This window comes from Nocardia grenadensis NBRC 108939, assembly GCF_001613445.1.
Classification (GTDB): Bacteria; Actinomycetota; Actinomycetes; order Mycobacteriales; family Mycobacteriaceae; genus Nocardia; species Nocardia grenadensis.
Genome location: NZ_BDCJ01000039.1, coordinates 1 through 16,719, shown reverse-complemented (window position 1 = coordinate 16,719; position 16,719 = coordinate 1). Strand labels below are relative to the sequence as shown.

Below are 16,719 nucleotides of genomic sequence, written 5' to 3'. Positions count from 1 at the left end.
GGGAAAAGCGCCTTCGAGCTCAGGGGATCGATCCATATGCCCCGAAGGAGTAGCCCGTGACTGAAGGTTTCGCAGACGCCGCCCCGCTGTATTGGAATCATTCCTGGCGGGGCGTTTTGTTGCTTCCGACCGGGCAGAAGTTCCCACCCCCGAAGGACACCACCGGCTACAAGGGCTACTTTCCAAGCTGGCCAGACATCCAGGCGTGGGCCGAAGAGAACCCCCAGGGCAATATCGGTCTGCGCCTGCCGAACACGGTCATCGGTTTAGATGTTGATCACTACAAGGATAAGAAGGGCGGTGACACCCTGGCGGAGGCCGAAAGGCGCTGGGGTCCACTGCCGGCCACTGTCCGATCGACCTCTCGCATCGATGGCATCTCCGGTATCCGGCTGTTCCGCATAGAGGCCGGCACCGAACTGGAGACGATGGTTCGATTCCCGGAGCTCAAACTCGGCGACATCGAAGTGGTGCAATTTTTCCACAGATACACGGTGGTCTGGCCCTCGATGCACTCGGAAACCGGCCGGGTCTATCGCTGGCTCACCGCAGATGGCAACCCCACCACCGAGATCCCCCGGCCCGGCTCGCTGCCTATGTTGCCGGCGACCTGGGTGGAAGGACTGAAGCGGACGCCAGCTGCCGAGATCACTGCCTCCGGCGACGTGGAGCAGGTCCTGAAGTCTTTGCCGGGCGGGCCGATGTCCCCGAAGGTGCAGCAGGAGCTGGCCACGGCATTGACCGAACTCCAAACCCACGCCGGCACCCGCCACGATGTCACCCTGCGGCACATTCTGAAGCTCTTCCGGATGGCCGAACAGGGTGGCGAGTCGGGGATCCGGGAAGCGCTGGAGAAGCTGGGCAAGGCGTTCGTCGCGGCAGTGGGAAAGGATCGGCCGGGCGCTCAGGATGAGTGGGATCGGATGGTGAGGGGGCAGCGCGGGCACGACCTGATCGCCTCCACACCCTCCAGCCTGAGCCTCGAACAGCTGATGGGAATGCCGAAGGGGACTCTGGATGTCCAGGCGGTTGCAGCTGAAAAAGAGCCGCCCAGGTCAGAGCCCGATCCGCAGCCGGCGCAGGTTACTCCTGAAATAGATCCGGCCGATGCCTTCCTGATGGGCGAGGAGAGCGTCTTCTGGAGTGACCTGCGGGAGGATCTGAAGGACCCAGAGTTCAGGCAGCAGTTCAACGCCGATGCCTTCTTGATGGGCGAGCCGGATGGATCCGTGGAGTTCGAGCTCGATGGCAGTCCGGTCCGAGATGACGCCGATGCCTTCTTGATGGGCGCCGAGCCGGTAGAGAAAGGAACCACCGAATCCCGCACCTCCTGGGGACCGGTCGACCTGGATGCCATCCTCTCGGGCGATTTCGAGCCGGAGCAGCCAACCGAGCTGTCACGTGACGATGGCAAGAGGTTGATCTACCCAGCGCGTGTGAACTGTCTGGCCGGCGAACCCGAGTCCGGGAAGTCGTGGGTGGCGATGCATGCTGCGGCTCAGGCGATGAACGAGGGGCGGTCCGTTCTCTATCTCGACTTCGAGGACAGCGCCAAGTCCATCGTCGGCCGCCTGCTCGCTCTCGGGGTGCCGGCGTCGGTGCTGCGCCAGTTCTTCGCCTACGTCCAACCCAGCGGCCACCCCAGCGCGGAAGAAGGCGCATGGGAAGAGCTCTACGGCGCCATGACGTCCATGCGACCCGACATCATCGTGCTGGACGGCTGGAACGCGGCAATGACCCTGCTGGGCCTGAAGCTGACCGACAACACCGATGCCACCACCTTCCACCAGCTGATGCTGAAGCCCCTGACCGCCACCGGCGCTGCTGTGATCGCGATCGACCACGTCTCCAAGAGCAAGGACGGACGAGGCTCCTTTGCTATCGGCGCCCAGGCCAAGAAGGCGATGGTGGATGGCGCGATGTACGGGGTCGAATGCGTCGAACAATTCGGCAGAGGGCGCCTCGGGAAATTGGAATTAACGGTAATGAAGGATAAACCGGGAGGAATTCGGGAATTTGCAGACAAGCGTAAGAATGGCTTTTATGCAGGCTCCGTAGTCGTCGATGCGCGGGGCGATGGGGCGGTCCTGATGCGCGTTATCCACGAGGAGATGAGCGGTAATTCCGATGACGATCTGGATAAAGCGAGAGTGGAAATGAATTTCGACAAAGTAAAAGTTTCCGACGCTCTCGTTCAGCTCGAAGGCGCCCAGAAAGGAGTGTCACAGCGCGGCCTTGTCGACCATACGGGGCTCACCTCCAGGCGCGTCAGCAAGGTCGTCACGGAGCTCGTCGATGGCGGTTTTGTCCGGATCGAACGGGGGGCCAACCGAGCGCTGCTCCACTACCTCGTCATGCCATACAAGGCTCCGGACACTAGTCCAGATGACTTTCTGATGACCTCCTGAGCGCTCTTGGTGCTGCGGTGCAGCAGTCGGTGTTGCACCTGTTGCACTTGTGCCGCAGCACCCCTCTAGATCTCCACTCGTTCACGTGTTGTGCGGTGGTGTTGCACTCCCCCCTATAGGGGGTGCGACGGCACTGCACCACTCGTGGAGAGATCTGCCCCTGAAACACTTCACTTTGAAGAGATTGAGAGGCGCTGTGTCACGCCGCAGTGCAGCACCCAAGTGGCGCTACCCCAACCCTCATCCGCGCACCAGAACAGGCCGCTGCCATCTCTGCCGGCGAGAGATACTGACCGCGCTCTACGACGCCCGCCCGCACCACTTCGATCCGCAGCACCTGTCACTGACCGGAGAGATCCTCGCGCTGGCTCAGGGCTACCGCACATGGTTCATCGCGGACGGCAATCTCTCGCGCAGAACAACATGGGCAATAAACACAAGCCCACACGGCCTCGGCGGCAAGATCGTCCGCGACCACCGCTGCGAAAGCCAACCAACTCCGGCGGAAATGAAATTCGAAGAAATACCCGACGCCGATAATCCGGGTTTCTGATTAGTAATTAGAAAGGCAATGATGGAAATGACAGACAATACCCTCATGCCTGTAGCCGCCCCCGGCTCCGACCAGCCGATCATGGCCATGAAGATAAATGGCGAGCCCTGGGTAGCGCTGAAGCCTATGTGTGAAGCACTGGGAGTCGATCCGGAGGGGCAGCGCAAGAAGCTCAAGGAGAAGGCGTGGGCAACTACGGTGATGAGCTCCGCAGTTGCCGCAGACGGCAAGGGCCGCGAAATGACCCTGATCGACCGGCGCACGATGACGATGTGGCTGGCAACGATCGATGAGAACAGGGTCAAGGAGGAGTCTCGTCCCGTTGTCCGCGCATTCCAGACCGAGGCCGCTGACGCCCTGGACAAGTACTTCCACGAAGGCGGCGCCATCAACCCCCGGGCCACAGAGGATCAGCTCCGGGGTATCGCCAGCGTGGCACAGGCCCGTATGGAGCTTCTGGCAGCAGCGCGTGGTCTGATCGACGACAACTGGCTGGAGACCAAGGCTCGTCACGTCCTGGCGCAGGGCCTCAGCGAAGAACCCGAGATCAACCCGGCCCAGCGGCATCTGACCATCTCCGGCTATCTCGAAGATCGCGGCATCAAAGGCAAAGCTGAGCGCACGATCCGCAGCTCTTTCGGCAAGTTGGTCAAGGCCGAGTTCGTCAAGCAGCACGGTCGTGAGCCGGGTCGGGCTGTTCGGTTGATCGATGGCACCGAGCGGGAGGTTTTCGCTTACACCGAAGCTGATCGCCCGATCATGGACGCGGCATTCGCTGTTCTTCGGTCCTCCCTTGAGGGCGCCGAGTGATGGCCGGCTGTGTGATCGGGACATGCAGGGGGCTGCGAGATCTGCACATCCCCAGTAGCGCTCAGCAAAAGGCCAGCACGCCGTGACGGTCCGCTGCATCGACTGCCTGACCGAGGGCGTCACCACCTCCCGGCCGATCCACCCCGATAGCGGCCCCCGATCGCCTCGCTGCACCACCCACACCCGCGCCAAGAAGAAGTCCGGCAAGGCCAACGCTCACGACAAGATGTGCCAACGGACCTACGGCATGGCCCCGGGCGAGTATCAGCGCCTCTACGAGTTCCAGGGTGGCCGCTGCTACATGTGCCCTCGCAATGGCCGGACCAAGAAGCTCGCCGTCGACCACGACCACAGCTGCTGCCCCGAAACCCCGACCTGCGGGCGCTGCAATCGCGGGCTTCTTTGCTCGGACTGTAATCAGCTGCTCGGCCGGACCGGCGACAATCCCGAGTTCTTCCACCGGGGCGCTACCTACCTCATCACCCCACCCGCTCAATCCCCCGAGTTCCTTCACCCGACAAGGAGAAACCCATGACCAACGGCGAACTGATCGACCTGCTCTCCCAGCACCCCCGCGACCACCTGATCGTCATGAGCAAGGACGCCGAGGGCAACAGCCATTCACCCCTCTGGGGGCTGTGCTTGGGCCACTACGAAGCCGACGCCACCTACTCCGGCGCAGTGACCTACCCGGACTGCGAGTGCTTCGACCCCGACGCCGGCGTACCCGCAATCATCCTCGCCCCCATCAACTAGGAGAAACTCATGGGGACCATCTCCCACAACGCCATCGTGATCACCTACGTCCCGCTGTACACCGGTGCGCCTCGTCGACCGGTCGAAATCCCCGAAATCGAGGAGTTTCGCCACCGCCTGCCCGAGGGCTGGGAGCAGATCCTCGTCGGCCCGATTCCGAGTCCGGTCAACTTTTACCACTCCTACGTCTTCCTTCCGGATGGCAGCAAGGAGGGGTGGGGGAGCTCGAACCAAGGCGATGAACTGCGCCGGGAACTTCTCGAAATTGCCAGCTCCATCCGCACAGGAGACGCGGTCGAGATCACCTTCGGGGGCGACGACCATGGCTGGCCATCCATCAGAACCGCTGAGGAGGCGGGCGAACGATGGCCACCGAACTGACCCGCGAGGTCATCGAAGCCCATGCCGGCCTGAAGCTCACCGACTGGCAATGGCACTGCGTCAAGGCGATCCAATCCGGCCGATCCACACCCCAGCTGTCCACTCCCCGGCTCTCCGGCAGGACCGCAGCAATGCACCAACTGTTCGACATCTACCGCGCCCTCGGTCACCGCATCGAGAGGGTCGGCCGCCGCCTGTACAGGATCCATCCACCCAAGGAAGGCAAATGAACTGGACCCCAACTCGCTGGTATCGAATCCTTCAGCCGGACGGCAGCTTGTGGATGGAGACCAGCGACCCCGAAGAAGCGCGCGAGGAGTCCGCCAGAACAGGTTGGCCCGTAGAGCGCATGTACGAGCATGTCGGGCAACAGTGGCGCATCGAGGAGGTCCAACCATGAAAGGCGAACACGGCTGCCTCTTGATCCTGGCCGCAGTCATCGCCATAGACCTGGGGGCGGCCGAGGAAGAGACGCTGACCGACGCAATCCACCGACTGAAGGCTAGGCACCCCCTGATCGTCTGGACGGCCGTTATGGCTACCGCGCTGCACTTCCTCGCCGGCGACCACCCCACCCTTAGCCGCTACGACGCCTACCGCGCACTCGGCTGGGCCCGCCAGCGAACGAGGTTCACGTGATCTGCCAGGTAGCCCACCGGAGTATCGATCTCCCCTGCAAAGCCAAGGAGTCCGGCGGCTACCGGTGCGAACGGCTGGATCCCCACGACGACTCCGGCCACTGGATATCCGACCACACGATCGCTCACGCACTGGCGGGCAACGGCTACTCCTGCTCGGCGATCGACCCACACCCAAAGGCGCCCAAGGAGTTCGAAACCTGCTAATGTTCCGGATACAAGTCGGGCCCCGGAAGTGTTACCAGCACTGCCGAGGCCCTGGGCGAGGATCTGAGCAACCAGACCGACGCCGTGGCCATCAGGCTACAGCATTCGGCTTATCAGCCACTCCCCTGCTTGCGGTCGTTATTGACTAGCCCGACCAGGGGACACACAACCCCGTTAACCAGCAGTCTGGGAGTACCCCAGTCGTACACCTCCCATGTGCGCACCCCGGTTAGTGCCGTGCACAGCCTTCCCTGGGTTCACGATGAAGCCGCTTGTCTTCCGGGACAGGTGGCCATGAGTCGTGTTCCAGACGGTATATGGAGGCATGGTTACCGGGCCACGTTGGGGAAGGGGTAGACCGACACCGGCACCCCTGGGTGCTCCTTGCGGTCAGCCCAGCCCGCGCAGCGGCCAGATTTTCTCTTCTCCTGAAACCCACTACACCTCGAAAGGGGTACATCCTCATGCCTCACTGGTGGATAGACGCCAACCCGCCCGACCGGGAGCCCACGCAGACCATCGACGGCAGTACTGATATCTGTCTCACCTGCGCTAGGGGTACTGGAACCTCCGAATGGCGGGCCGCGACCGATCGCAATCACCCAGTCCACTACCGCCCGCTCTCGCTTCTCGACTCCCCGCTAACGATCGGTGGGCCCGGGCGCTACGTCGAAGCCGAGATCCAAACCCGCCACGACCAGCTGCCCAGACTCACGATCACCGACCGCAACGGCTACGTCTACACCGGCTTCGCCCAGCGCATCGAGAAAGCCGAACCCGCCGAGCCGCCGAACATCTACACGATCAACGCGGGGTGGCATCAGCGGTCCGGCCCGTGGCTCCTGGATTGGGCAGAGATGCCATGGCCGTTCGACGCCGACAGGGGCCCTAGAACGACCGAACGCCACGTCTTCTTTCCGGCCCTGGATGTCCCGATCCCCTGACCCCAATCCCACCAAGGCTGCCCGAGGCTCTCAGATTTCAACACGGAGCCCAGGGCAGCCTTCTGTATTCGAGAGGTAACCCCCATGAATTTCAGGCCCGGCGACAAGGTCCGTATCGAACGCGACGAAACCCTGTATCCGCCCAAGGGCACCTGGCCTCGCTTTCGCGGATTGGTCGGCACCGTCACAGAGGTCAACCGCGACCGCACTCACGCCCACCTGACCGAGTACGGCGTCATCTTCACCAAACCGCGCACACCCCGCGAGAACGGGTCCATCGCCGCCGGCGCATCCACGACCTGGTTCAAGCGCCACGAGCTGGTTTCTGCTGGCACTCGCAAAGATTTGGCTACCGAGGTGACCGAATGATGCCGTCGACCTATCGAACGCTCAGTTCTATGCTCCGCACCCTTGAAAAGCTCGTCGAGAAAACCAACCGGCAGAACGAGATGAATCGCATGCAGTCCGAGGTCAACAAGGGCCTGATCCGTCGCATCGAAGCACTCGAAAAGCGGAAATGACCTGCTCCAACAACTGCGGCAAACCGATCCACGCCCGGGGCCTCTGCAACACCTGCTACCGCAAGACCTGGCGCGCACAGAACCCCGGGCGGAGTAAACAGCTGGCCGACGCCTACTACAGCCGCAACGCCGCAGACATCAGCGAACGCCGGAAGACCAAGCGCGGAACAGCCGGCCAGCAGCCCTACCGCAAACACGGCACACCGAAACCCCGGCCGAAGATCTCGCTGACCAAACCACGCAAGTACCTGGTCGAGGGCAACACCTTCGCCGACCGCATGGCCAGATACCGCGAGATCTACGAAGCCGCGCAGAAGAAACGGGAGACAGCATGAGCAGAGGACAAAAGCCCAGGTGGCCGGTGTTCTACCCGAAGATGAAGAACAGGGCCAGGGAACGACGTCGCAAGGCCGGCACGGGCAGGTTTATCACGTGGACCACGAACTGGGAGCCGGTGGGTTGGGGCACTGTGCCGCGTGCCGTGGTGCTGGTGTCGACAGGCGCAGAGTCGGACAGCGAATGAAGATCTACGAAGTCCGCCGAACCTACGAACACTGCGACCGCTGCGGCGAGGACTACGAGGTGGTGCGCCGATTCTCTTCCTACGAGGCGGCCGAGCTCTTCTGGAACCGCTATTGCGAAGGCGTTGACGCAACGGATCAGTTGAGCATCGCCGAGGTCGAAGTCCTGGATGAGGCTCCGGAGTTGGTCGGCCTGTACAAGGTTCTCTACTCGCACTTCCCCGACCGTCGCACATTCTCGGCAATCCAGGCCGGCGCCAGAGGAGAAACCCGCACTCCGGTCATCAGGTCAACAGTCTGGAATGACGAGCTCCCGCCGCTGGGCCTGTTCCATTCGGTCGGCAACTTCCCGCACACCGCAAACGCCCGAGCCCTGACCGCCGACGAGGCCGACCGCCTGATGGACGAGCACATATCCCTTCGCGACAACGGAGCATTCGAATGAACCGATATGTAGATCAAGGGCTGGTTGCCGACATGCTGAAAGGCAAGAAGATCCTGGTCCTGACCCCGCTGAACACCTCATCTCGGCATCAGTTCAACCGACTCGAAAAGTGCCTACAGGATCGGGACCACCACGCGGACAAGATCTACCGGAGTGCGGGGCAGTGGAGCCTTCATCTCGTCGGCAGCATCCACATCCGCACCATCTCCCCATGGAACATCAACACCGCCGGTCGTGGCATGAGCCCGGACATCGTCTTCGTGCAGGACAGGCACTACCACGTAGCGGGCAATAAATCCGGCGGCAGTGAGTTCGACTTGAAGCTGCACGAACTGCTGAAGGTCTTCGATGTTCATGGCGCGGAGGTGATCTTCGAATGACCTGGCTGCGAGAAGTACCCCCGGCTCACAAATGCCAGATGCCTCAGCGCTATGCCAGGCAGCAGAACGTGGGCAGCGTATGGCAGTGCGACGACTGCGGCAGGATCTGGCGGTTCCGGGGCGTCAAGTGGGGCGATGAGATCTGGCGCCGTTGCTGGTTCTTTCGGCAGCAGCAGGCAACCCTCTCCGATCCACCCCGGCCGCCGCTGCCACCCCCGCTGCCGAAGCCGGGACAGGGGAGGGCTCGATGACCTGGGTATACGTCGCAAAGCCTCCTCATAGCTGCGAATTCCCCGATCGGCGAGGCAAGCATGACGGCTCGATCTGGCGCTGCGGCGAGTGCGGCACTTACTACGAGCTGGACCACCGCCGTGACTACCCATACTTCAGGAAGCTGCATCGTCAGAAGAAGGCAGCACAGAAGTACGGACAGGAGGCGCCATGAGTCAATGCGACCGCCCCAACTGTTCCCGGCCGGCCGAACATTACCTCTGCTGGGACTGCGTCAAGAGTCTGCGCAAGCTGCTGCTCGATATCGTGGACCTGGCCGAAGATCTGGAGATCCAGGCAACTCGGCAGTCCGTAGGCGAAAAATCACCCGGGGGTAGCAACTCGGAGACCCCGCTGATGTTCGACGAGCACGCCTCCGATGCCGCCCGGGTGATCAGGGATACGCTCGGCCCATACGCCCCACACCCGGGCACAGAGACGTCGGGCTGGGATATCTATCGGGTGATCACATGGATGGCGCGGCGGCTTTCCGATGAGGTGCTGCTGCTTGCCAAGTCCGAGATCGCCGCCGAGGTCTACAACGAGATCGACCACGCGCACAAGGTGGCCGTAAAAGCAGTGACCCCCAGGCCAGGGCTGCTGTGGCTGGGGGACTGCGATTGTGGCCGGCCGGTCTATGGGGCTGCTCATAAGCGGCTGGCGGTATGTAGTTGTGGGAGTGCGTTCTCGATCCAGGACACTCGGGACAAACTGCGCGAACTGGGTCGCGACTATCAAGTTACTGCGAGGCAAGCAGAGGCGCTGGGGGAATTCGAAGGCAAGAAGTTCAAGCGATCCACGATCCGGGTCTGGGTCAATCGAGGCAAAATCGATTCAGTCGGTGACGATCCCGAGACCGGAGAACATCTATATCGATTCGGGGATCTGCTCGACCAGCTGTAGCGAGTAGATCTCCTTGGCCACGTCGGTCAGCGGGAGCGTGTGGTGGTTGACGCGGATGATCAGATTCCGGTCGCCCACCACACGTTTCCGATAGGCCCACCCGCCCCCGCTCACCCCAGGCCCAGGCGGCAGATCCGGGTCGAACTCGATGACGTGCGAACCATCCCCGACTATGGCATGCAGCGACTTCAGTCGGGATTTCTTCTCTCTCGACATCCGAGCGCCACGGGTAACCCAGAACTCGGCGAGATCCCGCAGCATCCGGTACTGGTTGGTCTGAGCGAGTCGAGCCGGCACCTGGAACGGGAAGTTCTCCTCCAGTATCCGCCGACGATCGGTGATCAGCCCATGCCGACGCAACTGCTTGGACACCGCCTGACGTGACACCCCGCGCATCCGGGCGATATCGGACTGGTTGTGCCCCTGTGCGAGAAGTTCGGCCAGGTCAGAGGCATCCAGGCGCGGTTCGGTGGTCATCACGGAAAATTCCTCGGGGGTAGTGGTTGTCATTGCAGCTCCAGGGCTTCGCGGAACGTCTTGAGCGGCCCGTCGTCCAAAGCGATTATCTCTCCTGTACGCCCGCGACCGGTGCACACGACATCGCCGTAGATCACGGGCACTTCTATCGGATTTCGTAGGTGTTGGACCACGTACATGGCCAGGATGTTCAGCACGGGCGCAACTCCTATGACGGCCTCCGGATCCCGCCACAAGTCGATGCCGGCTCGGAGCGGTTCCCGTTTGAGACGTCGCGCCCCGATCTTGTCCTTGATTGTCAGGGCCGGGTTCACTGCGCTTAGATGCACTACCTCACGTCGCGACCGGGCCGAGATATATAGAGCCTGGTAGGTCGTGATTATCGGTGTCGTCTTGCACCCAGTCATTCATCTATCCCCTGTGGTTCTGCTCGCACTTCATGTCTGTGGCCTATCGAGCCGCTGTGGTCATCGTTACGCCAGTTAAAACGCTGTTTGCCAGAAGTTATCCATTTGGAACCTGCGATCTTGGTTTGTGACCGTCCCGTCTTCGAAAATCACTCGGGGGTAGGGGTATCGCTGCATCGGTTCCGGATCGTTTGCTGGCAAATCTCACACTTACTCCGCCGGCAACCGCCATATGACCTGCCCCTCCGGGGTTATCCTGGTGTGCCTGTTCTCCCGAACCATCGACTTCTCGTCTTCCGGCTTCCGGGGCTGATACGACCACTTCTCGCCGGCTGCCCACGGGTTGTACTCCACTACCAGGTCACCTTCGTGTAGGTAAGCCCAGAACTCTCGCAGTCTTTCCAGGTCGCTCTCGGCCATTCCCTTGCCGGCATCCATGAAGTACTCGCCGTGCAGCTCCAGCAGCCGGTATATCTCGCCTCGATGCTCCTCCGGTACGGTCCATGGGTAGTGCCGAAGCAGGACGTCGCGCTTGCTCATCGAAAATCCTTCGGGGGTGTTGACGTCTGGTCGCCGAGCTCGCGGATGATCCGGTTGACCCTGGCGCGCTCTCCCCGGTAGCCGACTGCGAACAGCAGATCCAGGAACAGGTGGGAAATCCGGCGAACGCTTCGACGTGGTGGGTTGTCGGGCTGGAGCAGTCGCCAGGCGTATTCGCGCGCGGCTCTTCGTTCACTGCGACTCTCGTTGCTCATCGAAAATCCTCCGGGGCTATGGGGTGTACGTACTTCCAGGTGTCCACGGATCCGTCATCCAGCGCGACCAGGTATTCAGGCTGGCGGCCATTGTTCTGCTCTATGCGCTCCAGGATGGTTGCCGAGCCGTTCCGGAAGGCGTTGGGCGTGTTGTCGCTAGCGTGTCGAACTCGTGTGCCTGCCGGCAGCTGGTCTCGGTAGCTGTAGCCGCTCATGAGGCATGCTCCGATGCGGCATGGTCTGCAAGGTCGCGGTCGTCCCAGTAGACCTTTCCGCAGCTGTCGCATGCCGAGAACTGGTAGTCGGTTGTATCCATCGAAAATCCTCCGGGGCTAGTACTCTGCGCGCTCGACATGGAGCAGGACGCGGACCTCGTTGCTGAAACCCAGCTCCACGGCCTTGGCATCGGTGATCCGGTCGTGCCATTCGCCTATCTGGCCTTCTTCTCGCCGCGATATCCGTACTTCCGTGCCCGGTGGCTGGGCGGCGAGTATCTCGATCAGTTCGTCGTTCGTCATCGAAAATCCTCCGGGGTTAGAGCTCGCTGGGGTGGGCGAGTGTGTACAGGCGCTGGTATTGCTTTTCCGGCATCATCACGCCTGCCTCGCGTAGATGCTTGAAGACAACTTCCATAACCGAATCCGTCACCGCGTCGGCATCTTCCAGGGAAACCCCCCGTGGTACCTCGTACTCCTCTGTTACGCGGTCGTAGAGCTCGTCTCGGTCGACTGTGTGGGTCATATCGAAAATCCTCCGGGGGTATCAAAAGGACCAGACCGCTTGGGCCCGTCCCGATTCGGTCATGTACACCACTGCGGCCGGCACCTGGTCTGCACGTTCCAGCGCGAAGGTGATCGGCCCTGTCTTCTTCTCTCCCGGCGCCACTGCTGCATTGGGCATCCGGGTATCGAACTCCACCGCCTTGATCCATTCCCCGTTGAAAGTCACCAGGGAGAGGTGATCGTTGTGGTAGGCCGGCGACCCCGAGACGTACTCCAAGGTCACATCCATGGTCACCACTTCCCCGCCGCCCGGTATCAGTCCTTCGGGAGCGCCGGCAGTGGAGGATCCGACCGTCATCCTCATCTCGCCCTCGTAGTCCACGACCATCGGTGATCCGAACGCTGTCTTTGGCGCCGAGTCGATATCGAAGGGCGATGCCGCCGACGTGGATACGGGGCTGACGACGGCCGGCGGTTCTGCTGCTGTCGACTCCTCCCGCTGACACCCCGTGAGGACCAGCGGAGCAAGAAGAACGACGGCTACAGCGGCTCTGCGCATGAGATTTTCCCCTCAATCTGGTGACCGGCATCACGTTTGAAACCGGACAGATCAGATTAGAGGGAAAATCGCCCTACGTCACAGCATCGAGGCAATCCACCCGAGCAAGAGCAGTAGCCCGGACACCCCGAGCCACAAAACGATCCGTGTGACCCAGTCCTGCCGCGTCACCGCAAATCCTCCGGGGGGCGCGAAGCGGTGCTCTCGGGCGAATACCCGAACTCATAAAGGCTGTCCGCGTTCCACCACACATCCCCGGCGGGCACGTCGGCCCAGATTACCGGCATGTCCAGCGCTTCGTCCTCGTGGTGCATACCTTCCCGTCGTGCGTATTCCTCGGACAGGCTCACCCAGTCGCCCGGGTTGATCGCTTCCACGCCAGCTGGCACAGATCGGTAGATGCGCACGATCCGGTCAAAGTTGCCTCGCGCGGCCCGAACCGCCGTCATCAGTTCGGCATCATCGCCCCCGTGGTGATCTTGTGGCCGGTCGTAGACATCGGGAATGGCCCGGTCCAGCTCGGGAAGGGGTACGCCGTTGTCGCGCCCGGGCGCCTTGTGCTGTATGCGGTAGTCGCTCATCGAAAATCCTTCGGGGGTAGTAGATGGTCTGTCGTGCCCTGGTGACCTACGACGGCCGCACAGCTTGACTGCCAGGGCTTAAAATCACTCGGGGGTAGAGCTGGCCTGAGCTTCCCGGATTCGCTCACTGAGCCGCTTCGCGAATGCCTCCACCTGCTCGGCCAGATCCTTGTCGGCTTCCGTTTCGGCGTGGTTCAGGATGAGCATCGCCATGTCCTTCAGGTCGATAACCGACTCCTGTGCAATCCGCCGGACCTGTTCGATATTCAGTGCTGCGCTCATGGTGTTTCCTCCTGGTTGGTTGGGTGTGATCGTAGTTCCGTGAGCCGACACCGGGCCGGGTGTTTCAGACCATCGGGCTTGTACTCGGCCCCGGATCCACTTCTTCGGCCGGTGTCATGTGCCAGCACTGCTGATGGGCCAGGGTGAGCGTGATGGACCGGCGTTCGTTCAGCGCTGCCGCCAGTGCTCGTGCCGTGGTCTCGTCCGTCTCTATCACCAGCAAGGCCGCAAGATGGTCTGTCGTGTCCCGAGGTATACCGGCGACCACCCGGGCCCTATGACGCTCTATCCGCCGGCGCCGCAGCATCCGCAGCATGATTCACCCCTTGCAGAAGTCTGGTGATCTCATCGCGTACATGCGCCGCATGGTCCAAGTCCAGGAACAGGATTCCGCCGACCTCAATGGTGATTTGCCGCTCGCCACTACTTCGGGTGTGCAAGTCGACCTCTGGCAAATTTCGATGCCCCGGCAGGTGGCTCATTACGGACATGAAGCTATTGCTCATCGAACTTCCTCGCATTCGTGCTCTGCACCGGCCAGGTTGACCGCGTCGTGGTTCTCGCCCTGGCCCGTCCAGTCGCATTCGGTGCACCGCGCGAACCTCTGGCCTGTCATCTGCCCCGTGTGGAGTCGGACAGTGCCCACGACCATCTTGCTGTTCGCCCGAGCCTTGACCGCGTCCTCATCGGCTATCCGGACTATCTCCCGGGCGACTACAAGCGCATGAGGCAACTCGAAATAGATCCGGGACTCCTCATCGCCCACCTGCACGTAGATGTTCCCGGGTATGGATCCGCCTTCGATCGCCGGTCGCGCAGCCTGGTAGGCCACCTTCGGCACATTCGTCCGGCCGCACTGGGTCACTCGGATCATGCTCACTTGCCTGCCCTTTCGATAAAGCTGATGATGCGCCGAACCTTGTCTTTCTCGGTGGGGTGCACCCGTTCGACAACAGCGCCGGCACTCTCCAATACGCCCCGCACAATGCGATTCCGGGTGTCGAGGTCGACTCGAATAACCTGCGGACCCCGCGTGAGCGTCACACCCCGGAACATTTGCCAACCGCCGAGATGGACCGCCCACCCCATGCGCCTACCTGCGGCCTCTATGCGCGCTCTCGGCTTGTCGTCCATGTCTCTCCTGTCTTTTCGTCGCTCTGTGGCTCTGCTAGCGGGCCGGAATCCATCGCCAATTCATCCGGCCCGCACGCACAACCCTCAGGACTGAATCAATCCTTCGAGAGAACCAACGACTGTGAGGAGCACCAGTAACGGCCCTCGTTCTCGTCATCCCAAGAGATCAGTACGTCTCTCGCTGCCACGCGAGTAGCTACGACAAGCCCCTTCGCGCCGACGAAGTTTTCGATTTTTTGGCCTACTTCGAACAATGTTGCTGGTTTCATTTCTCTTCCCTCCTGAGTTTGTTTATTCGGTCCGCACGCACAACCCTCAGGTTCACCAATTAATGCCGTAGGCGTAGCCGGTCACGTGATGCACTACCTCGCCGACGTATCCCAGTTCCCGAAGCAACTTCCGCGCACTGCTGATGCTCGAAACTCCGCTGATGCGCACCTTGAACTTCCTGGTGGAACCACACTCTGAGGACGAGAAGCAAGTAAAAAGCGACTCGTCCACCCGCACCCGTTTGCCGTTATGCCACAGTTCTCCGGTAACCGCGTATGGCACTCTTACGCCGTTGAGGGGAAGGGTGATTGTCTTGGTTGACTTCAATGTGTGAATCATTTCTCTTTCCTCTTCTGAGTTGTCTATGTGGACTGCACTGCACAGGGCATCCGCTCGGGAGTGCCGAGTAATTCATCCTGCGCAATGCGGAGCACATAGGCCCCTACCATCGCCAACCGTCGATATCGGCCAGCCTTGAAGTACCGACGCCGGCGGTTGATGTCTTACGCCCCTGATTCCTCGAAATAGTCTTCCCACCCCTGGCAGTGACCATTGCGGAACAAGTAGCAATCACGCGGCTTGGTGACGCCAGCGGGATACTCCTTGATTACCTGCCAATCGTCGATACCGAGCCCGTGCTCTCTGCTCATTTCGGCAGCGGCCAACCATCCTCGCGTATATGCATCCTCGATGAGTCTTTCCTCTGCGGCCCCGACACTCAAATACTCGAATGCGACACTCAGCGAATTCGGATCGTTCGCCATGAGTCCCGGGATTGCGTGCGCCGCCGGCGAGAACTCCAATTCGTACAGGGCCAGCGATTCGGCCAGCACGGGCTGATTTTGGACGTGTTTATCCAAGGTGACCATTGGTATGTCTCCTAAGTGGGTGGGTTTATGAAATTCGAAATGGTGTCCCGGGCCGGAATCGAACCGACCAATTCACCATGCGGGACTATTCAATTGTCAGAGTCCGGCGTCCGCGTCTCGTTTCTCTTGCAGGTTGGTTTCCCGCAGAACATCCGTCACGATTTCGCGGAAGTCGACCGAGCCCAGGTCCGCGTCAAAGATCTCGCCGAACTCCGGTGTGCGCTCACCCGTCTTGATCCCCTCCACGAATTCACGCACGGCATCGGCAGCCTTGTCGACGTCGTTCCAGGTGCTGCCCTCTTCGTCCCACCAGGCGAGATGACTGATGAGGTTCTGATACGTCTTGTAGGTTCCGTAATCGTTGTCCAGGTCCAGCTGGACGGCCGCAGTATCCCCGTGGGCAACGTTGTATCCGGTCATGTCTTCAGTCCTCCTGTGGTGGGTTTTCGTCGGTGTACAGAGTGCCCTAGTGCTGGTGTGAGCGGCTACGCCTATAGCGGCTAGGGCCGTTGTGTCAGAGCAGGCCGATGGTTGCGTTCGAGTGGTAGACGTCCATCCCGCCTTCGTAGCCGTCCTGTGCGAACAGGTAGACGTCTCCCGATCGGATGAACGTGTCGTGTGGCCGGTTGTAAGCCATCGGTTCGAACGGGTTGCTTGCGAGTGCGTAGCGAACGCGGTCCATGTCGAGCATCAGAACGCCACCCCCCGAGCGACAGCCACGATCTGGCCGTAGGTGGCCAGCTGCTGGCTGTAGTCCACTTGAATTGCCCGTTTTGCGGCGTACACTCCCTGGACGTCACCCAGAGCGCGCATGACCTGGACATGGATCCCCATGCGATCGATCCGGCTTTGGTGATTCGAACGAACTGCCCGGTTGACCTGGGCTTTTATGAGCTTCACGGTGGCTGTCCCTTTCGGACTCTGAC

The 16,719-nt window shown here is 61.3% G+C and carries 34 protein-coding genes; 16 read left to right on the top strand and 18 right to left on the bottom strand.

The genetic code is table 11. The features are described from left to right. Positions 1-56: 56 nt before the first annotated feature. From NGR01S_RS28285 to NGR01S_RS28225, 16 genes are all read left to right on the top strand, one after another. Positions 57-2,408, top strand: coding sequence for a bifunctional DNA primase/polymerase (locus tag NGR01S_RS28285; RefSeq protein WP_063042209.1), 2,352 nt, complete (start codon positions 57-59; stop codon positions 2,406-2,408). Between the two features lie 196 nt (positions 2,409-2,604). Continuing rightward, positions 2,605-2,961, top strand: a complete 357-nt coding sequence (locus NGR01S_RS31325) for a hypothetical protein (protein ID WP_157107477.1) — start codon at positions 2,605-2,607, stop codon at positions 2,959-2,961. A 21-nt stretch (positions 2,962-2,982) separates the two neighbouring features. Continuing rightward, positions 2,983-3,771 carry a phage antirepressor N-terminal domain-containing protein gene (locus NGR01S_RS28280; protein ID WP_245664812.1) on the top strand — a complete coding sequence of 263 codons (789 nt, stop codon included), beginning with the start codon at positions 2,983-2,985 and terminating at the stop codon, positions 3,769-3,771. Between the two features lie 82 nt (positions 3,772-3,853). Continuing rightward, the gene (locus NGR01S_RS30625; RefSeq protein ID WP_084481783.1) at positions 3,854-4,306 is read left to right on the top strand and encodes an endonuclease VII domain-containing protein; all 453 of its coding nucleotides are present in this window, start codon (positions 3,854-3,856) and stop codon (positions 4,304-4,306) included. Further along, positions 4,303-4,527, top strand: a complete 225-nt coding sequence (locus tag NGR01S_RS28275; protein ID WP_063042205.1) for a hypothetical protein — start codon at positions 4,303-4,305, stop codon at positions 4,525-4,527. Before NGR01S_RS30625 ends, NGR01S_RS28275 begins: the two co-directional genes overlap by 4 nt. 9 nt (positions 4,528-4,536) lie before the next feature. Next, on the top strand, positions 4,537-4,908 hold the full coding sequence (locus NGR01S_RS28270) for a hypothetical protein (RefSeq protein WP_063042197.1): 372 nt from the start codon (positions 4,537-4,539) through the stop codon (positions 4,906-4,908). Continuing rightward, complete coding sequence (locus NGR01S_RS28265; protein ID WP_063042195.1) at positions 4,893-5,138, top strand: hypothetical protein; 246 nt, start codon at positions 4,893-4,895, stop codon at positions 5,136-5,138. Before NGR01S_RS28270 ends, NGR01S_RS28265 begins: the two co-directional genes overlap by 16 nt. Then, positions 5,135-5,308: a hypothetical protein gene (locus tag NGR01S_RS31320; RefSeq protein ID WP_157107476.1), complete on the top strand. Its 174-nt coding sequence runs from the start codon at positions 5,135-5,137 to the stop codon at positions 5,306-5,308. Before NGR01S_RS28265 ends, NGR01S_RS31320 begins: the two co-directional genes overlap by 4 nt. After that, positions 5,305-5,547 carry a DUF7427 family protein gene (locus NGR01S_RS28260; RefSeq protein ID WP_063042193.1) on the top strand — a complete coding sequence of 81 codons (243 nt, stop codon included), beginning with the start codon at positions 5,305-5,307 and terminating at the stop codon, positions 5,545-5,547. The genes NGR01S_RS31320 and NGR01S_RS28260 overlap by 4 nt, the downstream gene beginning before the upstream one ends. A gap of 670 nt (positions 5,548-6,217) precedes the next feature. Beyond that, positions 6,218-6,697, top strand: a complete 480-nt coding sequence (locus NGR01S_RS28250) for a hypothetical protein (RefSeq protein WP_063042189.1) — start codon at positions 6,218-6,220, stop codon at positions 6,695-6,697. Between the two features lie 84 nt (positions 6,698-6,781). Further along, on the top strand, positions 6,782-7,066 hold the full coding sequence (locus NGR01S_RS28245) for a hypothetical protein (protein WP_063042187.1): 285 nt from the start codon (positions 6,782-6,784) through the stop codon (positions 7,064-7,066). Next, the gene (locus NGR01S_RS31315; protein ID WP_157107475.1) at positions 7,063-7,218 is read left to right on the top strand and encodes a hypothetical protein; all 156 of its coding nucleotides are present in this window, start codon (positions 7,063-7,065) and stop codon (positions 7,216-7,218) included. The genes NGR01S_RS28245 and NGR01S_RS31315 overlap by 4 nt, the downstream gene beginning before the upstream one ends. Beyond that, on the top strand, positions 7,215-7,553 hold the full coding sequence (locus NGR01S_RS28240) for a hypothetical protein (protein ID WP_063042185.1): 339 nt from the start codon (positions 7,215-7,217) through the stop codon (positions 7,551-7,553). The genes NGR01S_RS31315 and NGR01S_RS28240 overlap by 4 nt, the downstream gene beginning before the upstream one ends. Before the next feature lie 184 nt (positions 7,554-7,737). Then, a complete protein-coding gene (locus tag NGR01S_RS28235; protein WP_063042182.1) occupies positions 7,738-8,184 on the top strand; it encodes a hypothetical protein in 447 nt (148 codons plus the stop codon). After that, positions 8,181-8,564 (top strand): hypothetical protein, encoded by a 384-nt coding sequence (locus tag NGR01S_RS28230; protein WP_156511154.1) that lies wholly within the window; start codon positions 8,181-8,183, stop codon positions 8,562-8,564. Before NGR01S_RS28235 ends, NGR01S_RS28230 begins: the two co-directional genes overlap by 4 nt. Before the next feature lie 441 nt (positions 8,565-9,005). Next, entirely contained in the window at positions 9,006-9,737 is a 732-nt protein-coding gene (locus NGR01S_RS28225) for a hypothetical protein (RefSeq protein ID WP_063042178.1), read from the top strand. On the opposite strand, the gene NGR01S_RS28220 is transcribed toward NGR01S_RS28225, so the two are convergent. The 18 genes from NGR01S_RS28220 to NGR01S_RS32050 form a co-directional block, all read right to left on the bottom strand. Next, entirely contained in the window at positions 9,702-10,247 is a 546-nt protein-coding gene (locus NGR01S_RS28220; protein ID WP_157107474.1) for a helix-turn-helix domain-containing protein, read from the bottom strand. The genes NGR01S_RS28225 and NGR01S_RS28220 overlap by 36 nt on opposite strands. Beyond that, positions 10,244-10,411, bottom strand: coding sequence for a hypothetical protein (locus NGR01S_RS31310; protein ID WP_156511155.1), 168 nt, complete (start codon positions 10,409-10,411; stop codon positions 10,244-10,246). Before NGR01S_RS31310 ends, NGR01S_RS28220 begins: the two co-directional genes overlap by 4 nt. Before the next feature lie 420 nt (positions 10,412-10,831). Next, a complete protein-coding gene (locus NGR01S_RS28210; protein ID WP_063042172.1) occupies positions 10,832-11,161 on the bottom strand; it encodes a hypothetical protein in 330 nt (109 codons plus the stop codon). Further along, positions 11,158-11,376, bottom strand: coding sequence for a hypothetical protein (locus NGR01S_RS31305; RefSeq protein WP_156511156.1), 219 nt, complete (start codon positions 11,374-11,376; stop codon positions 11,158-11,160). Before NGR01S_RS31305 ends, NGR01S_RS28210 begins: the two co-directional genes overlap by 4 nt. Continuing rightward, positions 11,373-11,591 carry a hypothetical protein gene (locus NGR01S_RS28205; protein WP_063042170.1) on the bottom strand — a complete coding sequence of 73 codons (219 nt, stop codon included), beginning with the start codon at positions 11,589-11,591 and terminating at the stop codon, positions 11,373-11,375. Before NGR01S_RS28205 ends, NGR01S_RS31305 begins: the two co-directional genes overlap by 4 nt. A 117-nt stretch (positions 11,592-11,708) precedes the next feature. Then, positions 11,709-11,894 carry a hypothetical protein gene (locus NGR01S_RS28200; protein ID WP_063042168.1) on the bottom strand — a complete coding sequence of 62 codons (186 nt, stop codon included), beginning with the start codon at positions 11,892-11,894 and terminating at the stop codon, positions 11,709-11,711. Between the two features lie 16 nt (positions 11,895-11,910). Then, entirely contained in the window at positions 11,911-12,117 is a 207-nt protein-coding gene (locus tag NGR01S_RS28195; RefSeq protein WP_063042166.1) for a hypothetical protein, read from the bottom strand. A 21-nt stretch (positions 12,118-12,138) separates the two neighbouring features. Continuing rightward, positions 12,139-12,486, bottom strand: a complete 348-nt coding sequence (locus tag NGR01S_RS28190) for a hypothetical protein (protein ID WP_063042164.1) — start codon at positions 12,484-12,486, stop codon at positions 12,139-12,141. A 338-nt stretch (positions 12,487-12,824) separates the two neighbouring features. Beyond that, on the bottom strand, positions 12,825-13,238 hold the full coding sequence (locus NGR01S_RS28185; RefSeq protein WP_063042162.1) for a hypothetical protein: 414 nt from the start codon (positions 13,236-13,238) through the stop codon (positions 12,825-12,827). 84 nt (positions 13,239-13,322) lie between these two features. Continuing rightward, on the bottom strand, positions 13,323-13,520 hold the full coding sequence (locus NGR01S_RS28180) for a hypothetical protein (protein ID WP_063042160.1): 198 nt from the start codon (positions 13,518-13,520) through the stop codon (positions 13,323-13,325). 64 nt (positions 13,521-13,584) lie between these two features. After that, positions 13,585-13,743: a hypothetical protein gene (locus tag NGR01S_RS31300; RefSeq protein WP_156511149.1), complete on the bottom strand. Its 159-nt coding sequence runs from the start codon at positions 13,741-13,743 to the stop codon at positions 13,585-13,587. Between the two features lie 52 nt (positions 13,744-13,795). After that, positions 13,796-14,026, bottom strand: a complete 231-nt coding sequence (locus NGR01S_RS31295) for a hypothetical protein (protein WP_156511148.1) — start codon at positions 14,024-14,026, stop codon at positions 13,796-13,798. Further along, positions 14,023-14,400: a hypothetical protein gene (locus NGR01S_RS28175; protein ID WP_156511147.1), complete on the bottom strand. Its 378-nt coding sequence runs from the start codon at positions 14,398-14,400 to the stop codon at positions 14,023-14,025. Before NGR01S_RS28175 ends, NGR01S_RS31295 begins: the two co-directional genes overlap by 4 nt. Continuing rightward, on the bottom strand, positions 14,397-14,654 hold the full coding sequence (locus NGR01S_RS28170) for a hypothetical protein (protein ID WP_063042156.1): 258 nt from the start codon (positions 14,652-14,654) through the stop codon (positions 14,397-14,399). Before NGR01S_RS28170 ends, NGR01S_RS28175 begins: the two co-directional genes overlap by 4 nt. 773 nt (positions 14,655-15,427) lie before the next feature. Then, positions 15,428-15,793: a hypothetical protein gene (locus NGR01S_RS28160; protein WP_063042152.1), complete on the bottom strand. Its 366-nt coding sequence runs from the start codon at positions 15,791-15,793 to the stop codon at positions 15,428-15,430. Between the two features lie 96 nt (positions 15,794-15,889). After that, positions 15,890-16,213, bottom strand: a complete 324-nt coding sequence (locus NGR01S_RS28155; protein WP_063042150.1) for a hypothetical protein — start codon at positions 16,211-16,213, stop codon at positions 15,890-15,892. 94 nt (positions 16,214-16,307) lie between these two features. Further along, positions 16,308-16,484: a hypothetical protein gene (locus NGR01S_RS31290; protein ID WP_156511144.1), complete on the bottom strand. Its 177-nt coding sequence runs from the start codon at positions 16,482-16,484 to the stop codon at positions 16,308-16,310. Then, positions 16,484-16,719 (bottom strand): hypothetical protein (locus NGR01S_RS32050; RefSeq protein ID WP_218020841.1); only part of this gene is annotated, 236 nt, incomplete at its 5' end. The genes NGR01S_RS32050 and NGR01S_RS31290, both read right to left, overlap by 1 nt.

Excerpts from the sequence above, each read along its gene's own strand:
- NGR01S_RS31315 (WP_157107475.1), top strand. The coding sequence starts at position 7,063 with ATGATGCCGTCGACCTATCGAACGCTCAGTTCTATGCTCCGCACCCTT.
- NGR01S_RS28275 (WP_063042205.1), top strand. The coding sequence starts at position 4,303 with ATGACCAACGGCGAACTGATCGACCTGCTCTCCCAGCACCCCCGCGAC.
- NGR01S_RS28200 (WP_063042168.1), bottom strand. The coding sequence starts at position 11,894 with ATGACGAACGACGAACTGATCGAGATACTCGCCGCCCAGCCACCGGGC.
- NGR01S_RS28235 (WP_063042182.1), top strand. The coding sequence starts at position 7,738 with ATGAAGATCTACGAAGTCCGCCGAACCTACGAACACTGCGACCGCTGC.
- NGR01S_RS28240 (WP_063042185.1), top strand. The coding sequence starts at position 7,215 with ATGACCTGCTCCAACAACTGCGGCAAACCGATCCACGCCCGGGGCCTC.
- NGR01S_RS28220 (WP_157107474.1), bottom strand. The coding sequence starts at position 10,247 with ATGACAACCACTACCCCCGAGGAATTTTCCGTGATGACCACCGAACCG.
- NGR01S_RS28155 (WP_063042150.1), bottom strand. The coding sequence starts at position 16,213 with ATGACCGGATACAACGTTGCCCACGGGGATACTGCGGCCGTCCAGCTG.
- NGR01S_RS28260 (WP_063042193.1), top strand. The coding sequence starts at position 5,305 with ATGAAAGGCGAACACGGCTGCCTCTTGATCCTGGCCGCAGTCATCGCC.
- NGR01S_RS28185 (WP_063042162.1), bottom strand. The coding sequence starts at position 13,238 with ATGAGCGACTACCGCATACAGCACAAGGCGCCCGGGCGCGACAACGGC.
- NGR01S_RS28280 (WP_245664812.1), top strand. The coding sequence starts at position 2,983 with ATGGAAATGACAGACAATACCCTCATGCCTGTAGCCGCCCCCGGCTCC.
- NGR01S_RS28170 (WP_063042156.1), bottom strand. The coding sequence starts at position 14,654 with ATGGACGACAAGCCGAGAGCGCGCATAGAGGCCGCAGGTAGGCGCATG.
- NGR01S_RS28250 (WP_063042189.1), top strand. The coding sequence starts at position 6,218 with ATGCCTCACTGGTGGATAGACGCCAACCCGCCCGACCGGGAGCCCACG.
- NGR01S_RS28180 (WP_063042160.1), bottom strand. The coding sequence starts at position 13,520 with ATGAGCGCAGCACTGAATATCGAACAGGTCCGGCGGATTGCACAGGAG.
- NGR01S_RS28205 (WP_063042170.1), bottom strand. The coding sequence starts at position 11,591 with ATGAGCGGCTACAGCTACCGAGACCAGCTGCCGGCAGGCACACGAGTT.
- NGR01S_RS28225 (WP_063042178.1), top strand. The coding sequence starts at position 9,006 with ATGAGTCAATGCGACCGCCCCAACTGTTCCCGGCCGGCCGAACATTAC.
- NGR01S_RS31305 (WP_156511156.1), bottom strand. The coding sequence starts at position 11,376 with ATGAGCAACGAGAGTCGCAGTGAACGAAGAGCCGCGCGCGAATACGCC.
- NGR01S_RS28195 (WP_063042166.1), bottom strand. The coding sequence starts at position 12,117 with ATGACCCACACAGTCGACCGAGACGAGCTCTACGACCGCGTAACAGAG.
- NGR01S_RS31290 (WP_156511144.1), bottom strand. The coding sequence starts at position 16,484 with ATGCTCGACATGGACCGCGTTCGCTACGCACTCGCAAGCAACCCGTTC.
- NGR01S_RS28245 (WP_063042187.1), top strand. The coding sequence starts at position 6,782 with ATGAATTTCAGGCCCGGCGACAAGGTCCGTATCGAACGCGACGAAACC.
- NGR01S_RS31320 (WP_157107476.1), top strand. The coding sequence starts at position 5,135 with ATGAACTGGACCCCAACTCGCTGGTATCGAATCCTTCAGCCGGACGGC.
- NGR01S_RS28230 (WP_156511154.1), top strand. The coding sequence starts at position 8,181 with ATGAACCGATATGTAGATCAAGGGCTGGTTGCCGACATGCTGAAAGGC.
- NGR01S_RS28190 (WP_063042164.1), bottom strand. The coding sequence starts at position 12,486 with ATGGTCGTGGACTACGAGGGCGAGATGAGGATGACGGTCGGATCCTCC.
- NGR01S_RS28265 (WP_063042195.1), top strand. The coding sequence starts at position 4,893 with ATGGCCACCGAACTGACCCGCGAGGTCATCGAAGCCCATGCCGGCCTG.
- NGR01S_RS28210 (WP_063042172.1), bottom strand. The coding sequence starts at position 11,161 with ATGAGCAAGCGCGACGTCCTGCTTCGGCACTACCCATGGACCGTACCG.
- NGR01S_RS28160 (WP_063042152.1), bottom strand. The coding sequence starts at position 15,793 with ATGGTCACCTTGGATAAACACGTCCAAAATCAGCCCGTGCTGGCCGAA.
- NGR01S_RS31295 (WP_156511148.1), bottom strand. The coding sequence starts at position 14,026 with ATGAGCAATAGCTTCATGTCCGTAATGAGCCACCTGCCGGGGCATCGA.
- NGR01S_RS28270 (WP_063042197.1), top strand. The coding sequence starts at position 4,537 with ATGGGGACCATCTCCCACAACGCCATCGTGATCACCTACGTCCCGCTG.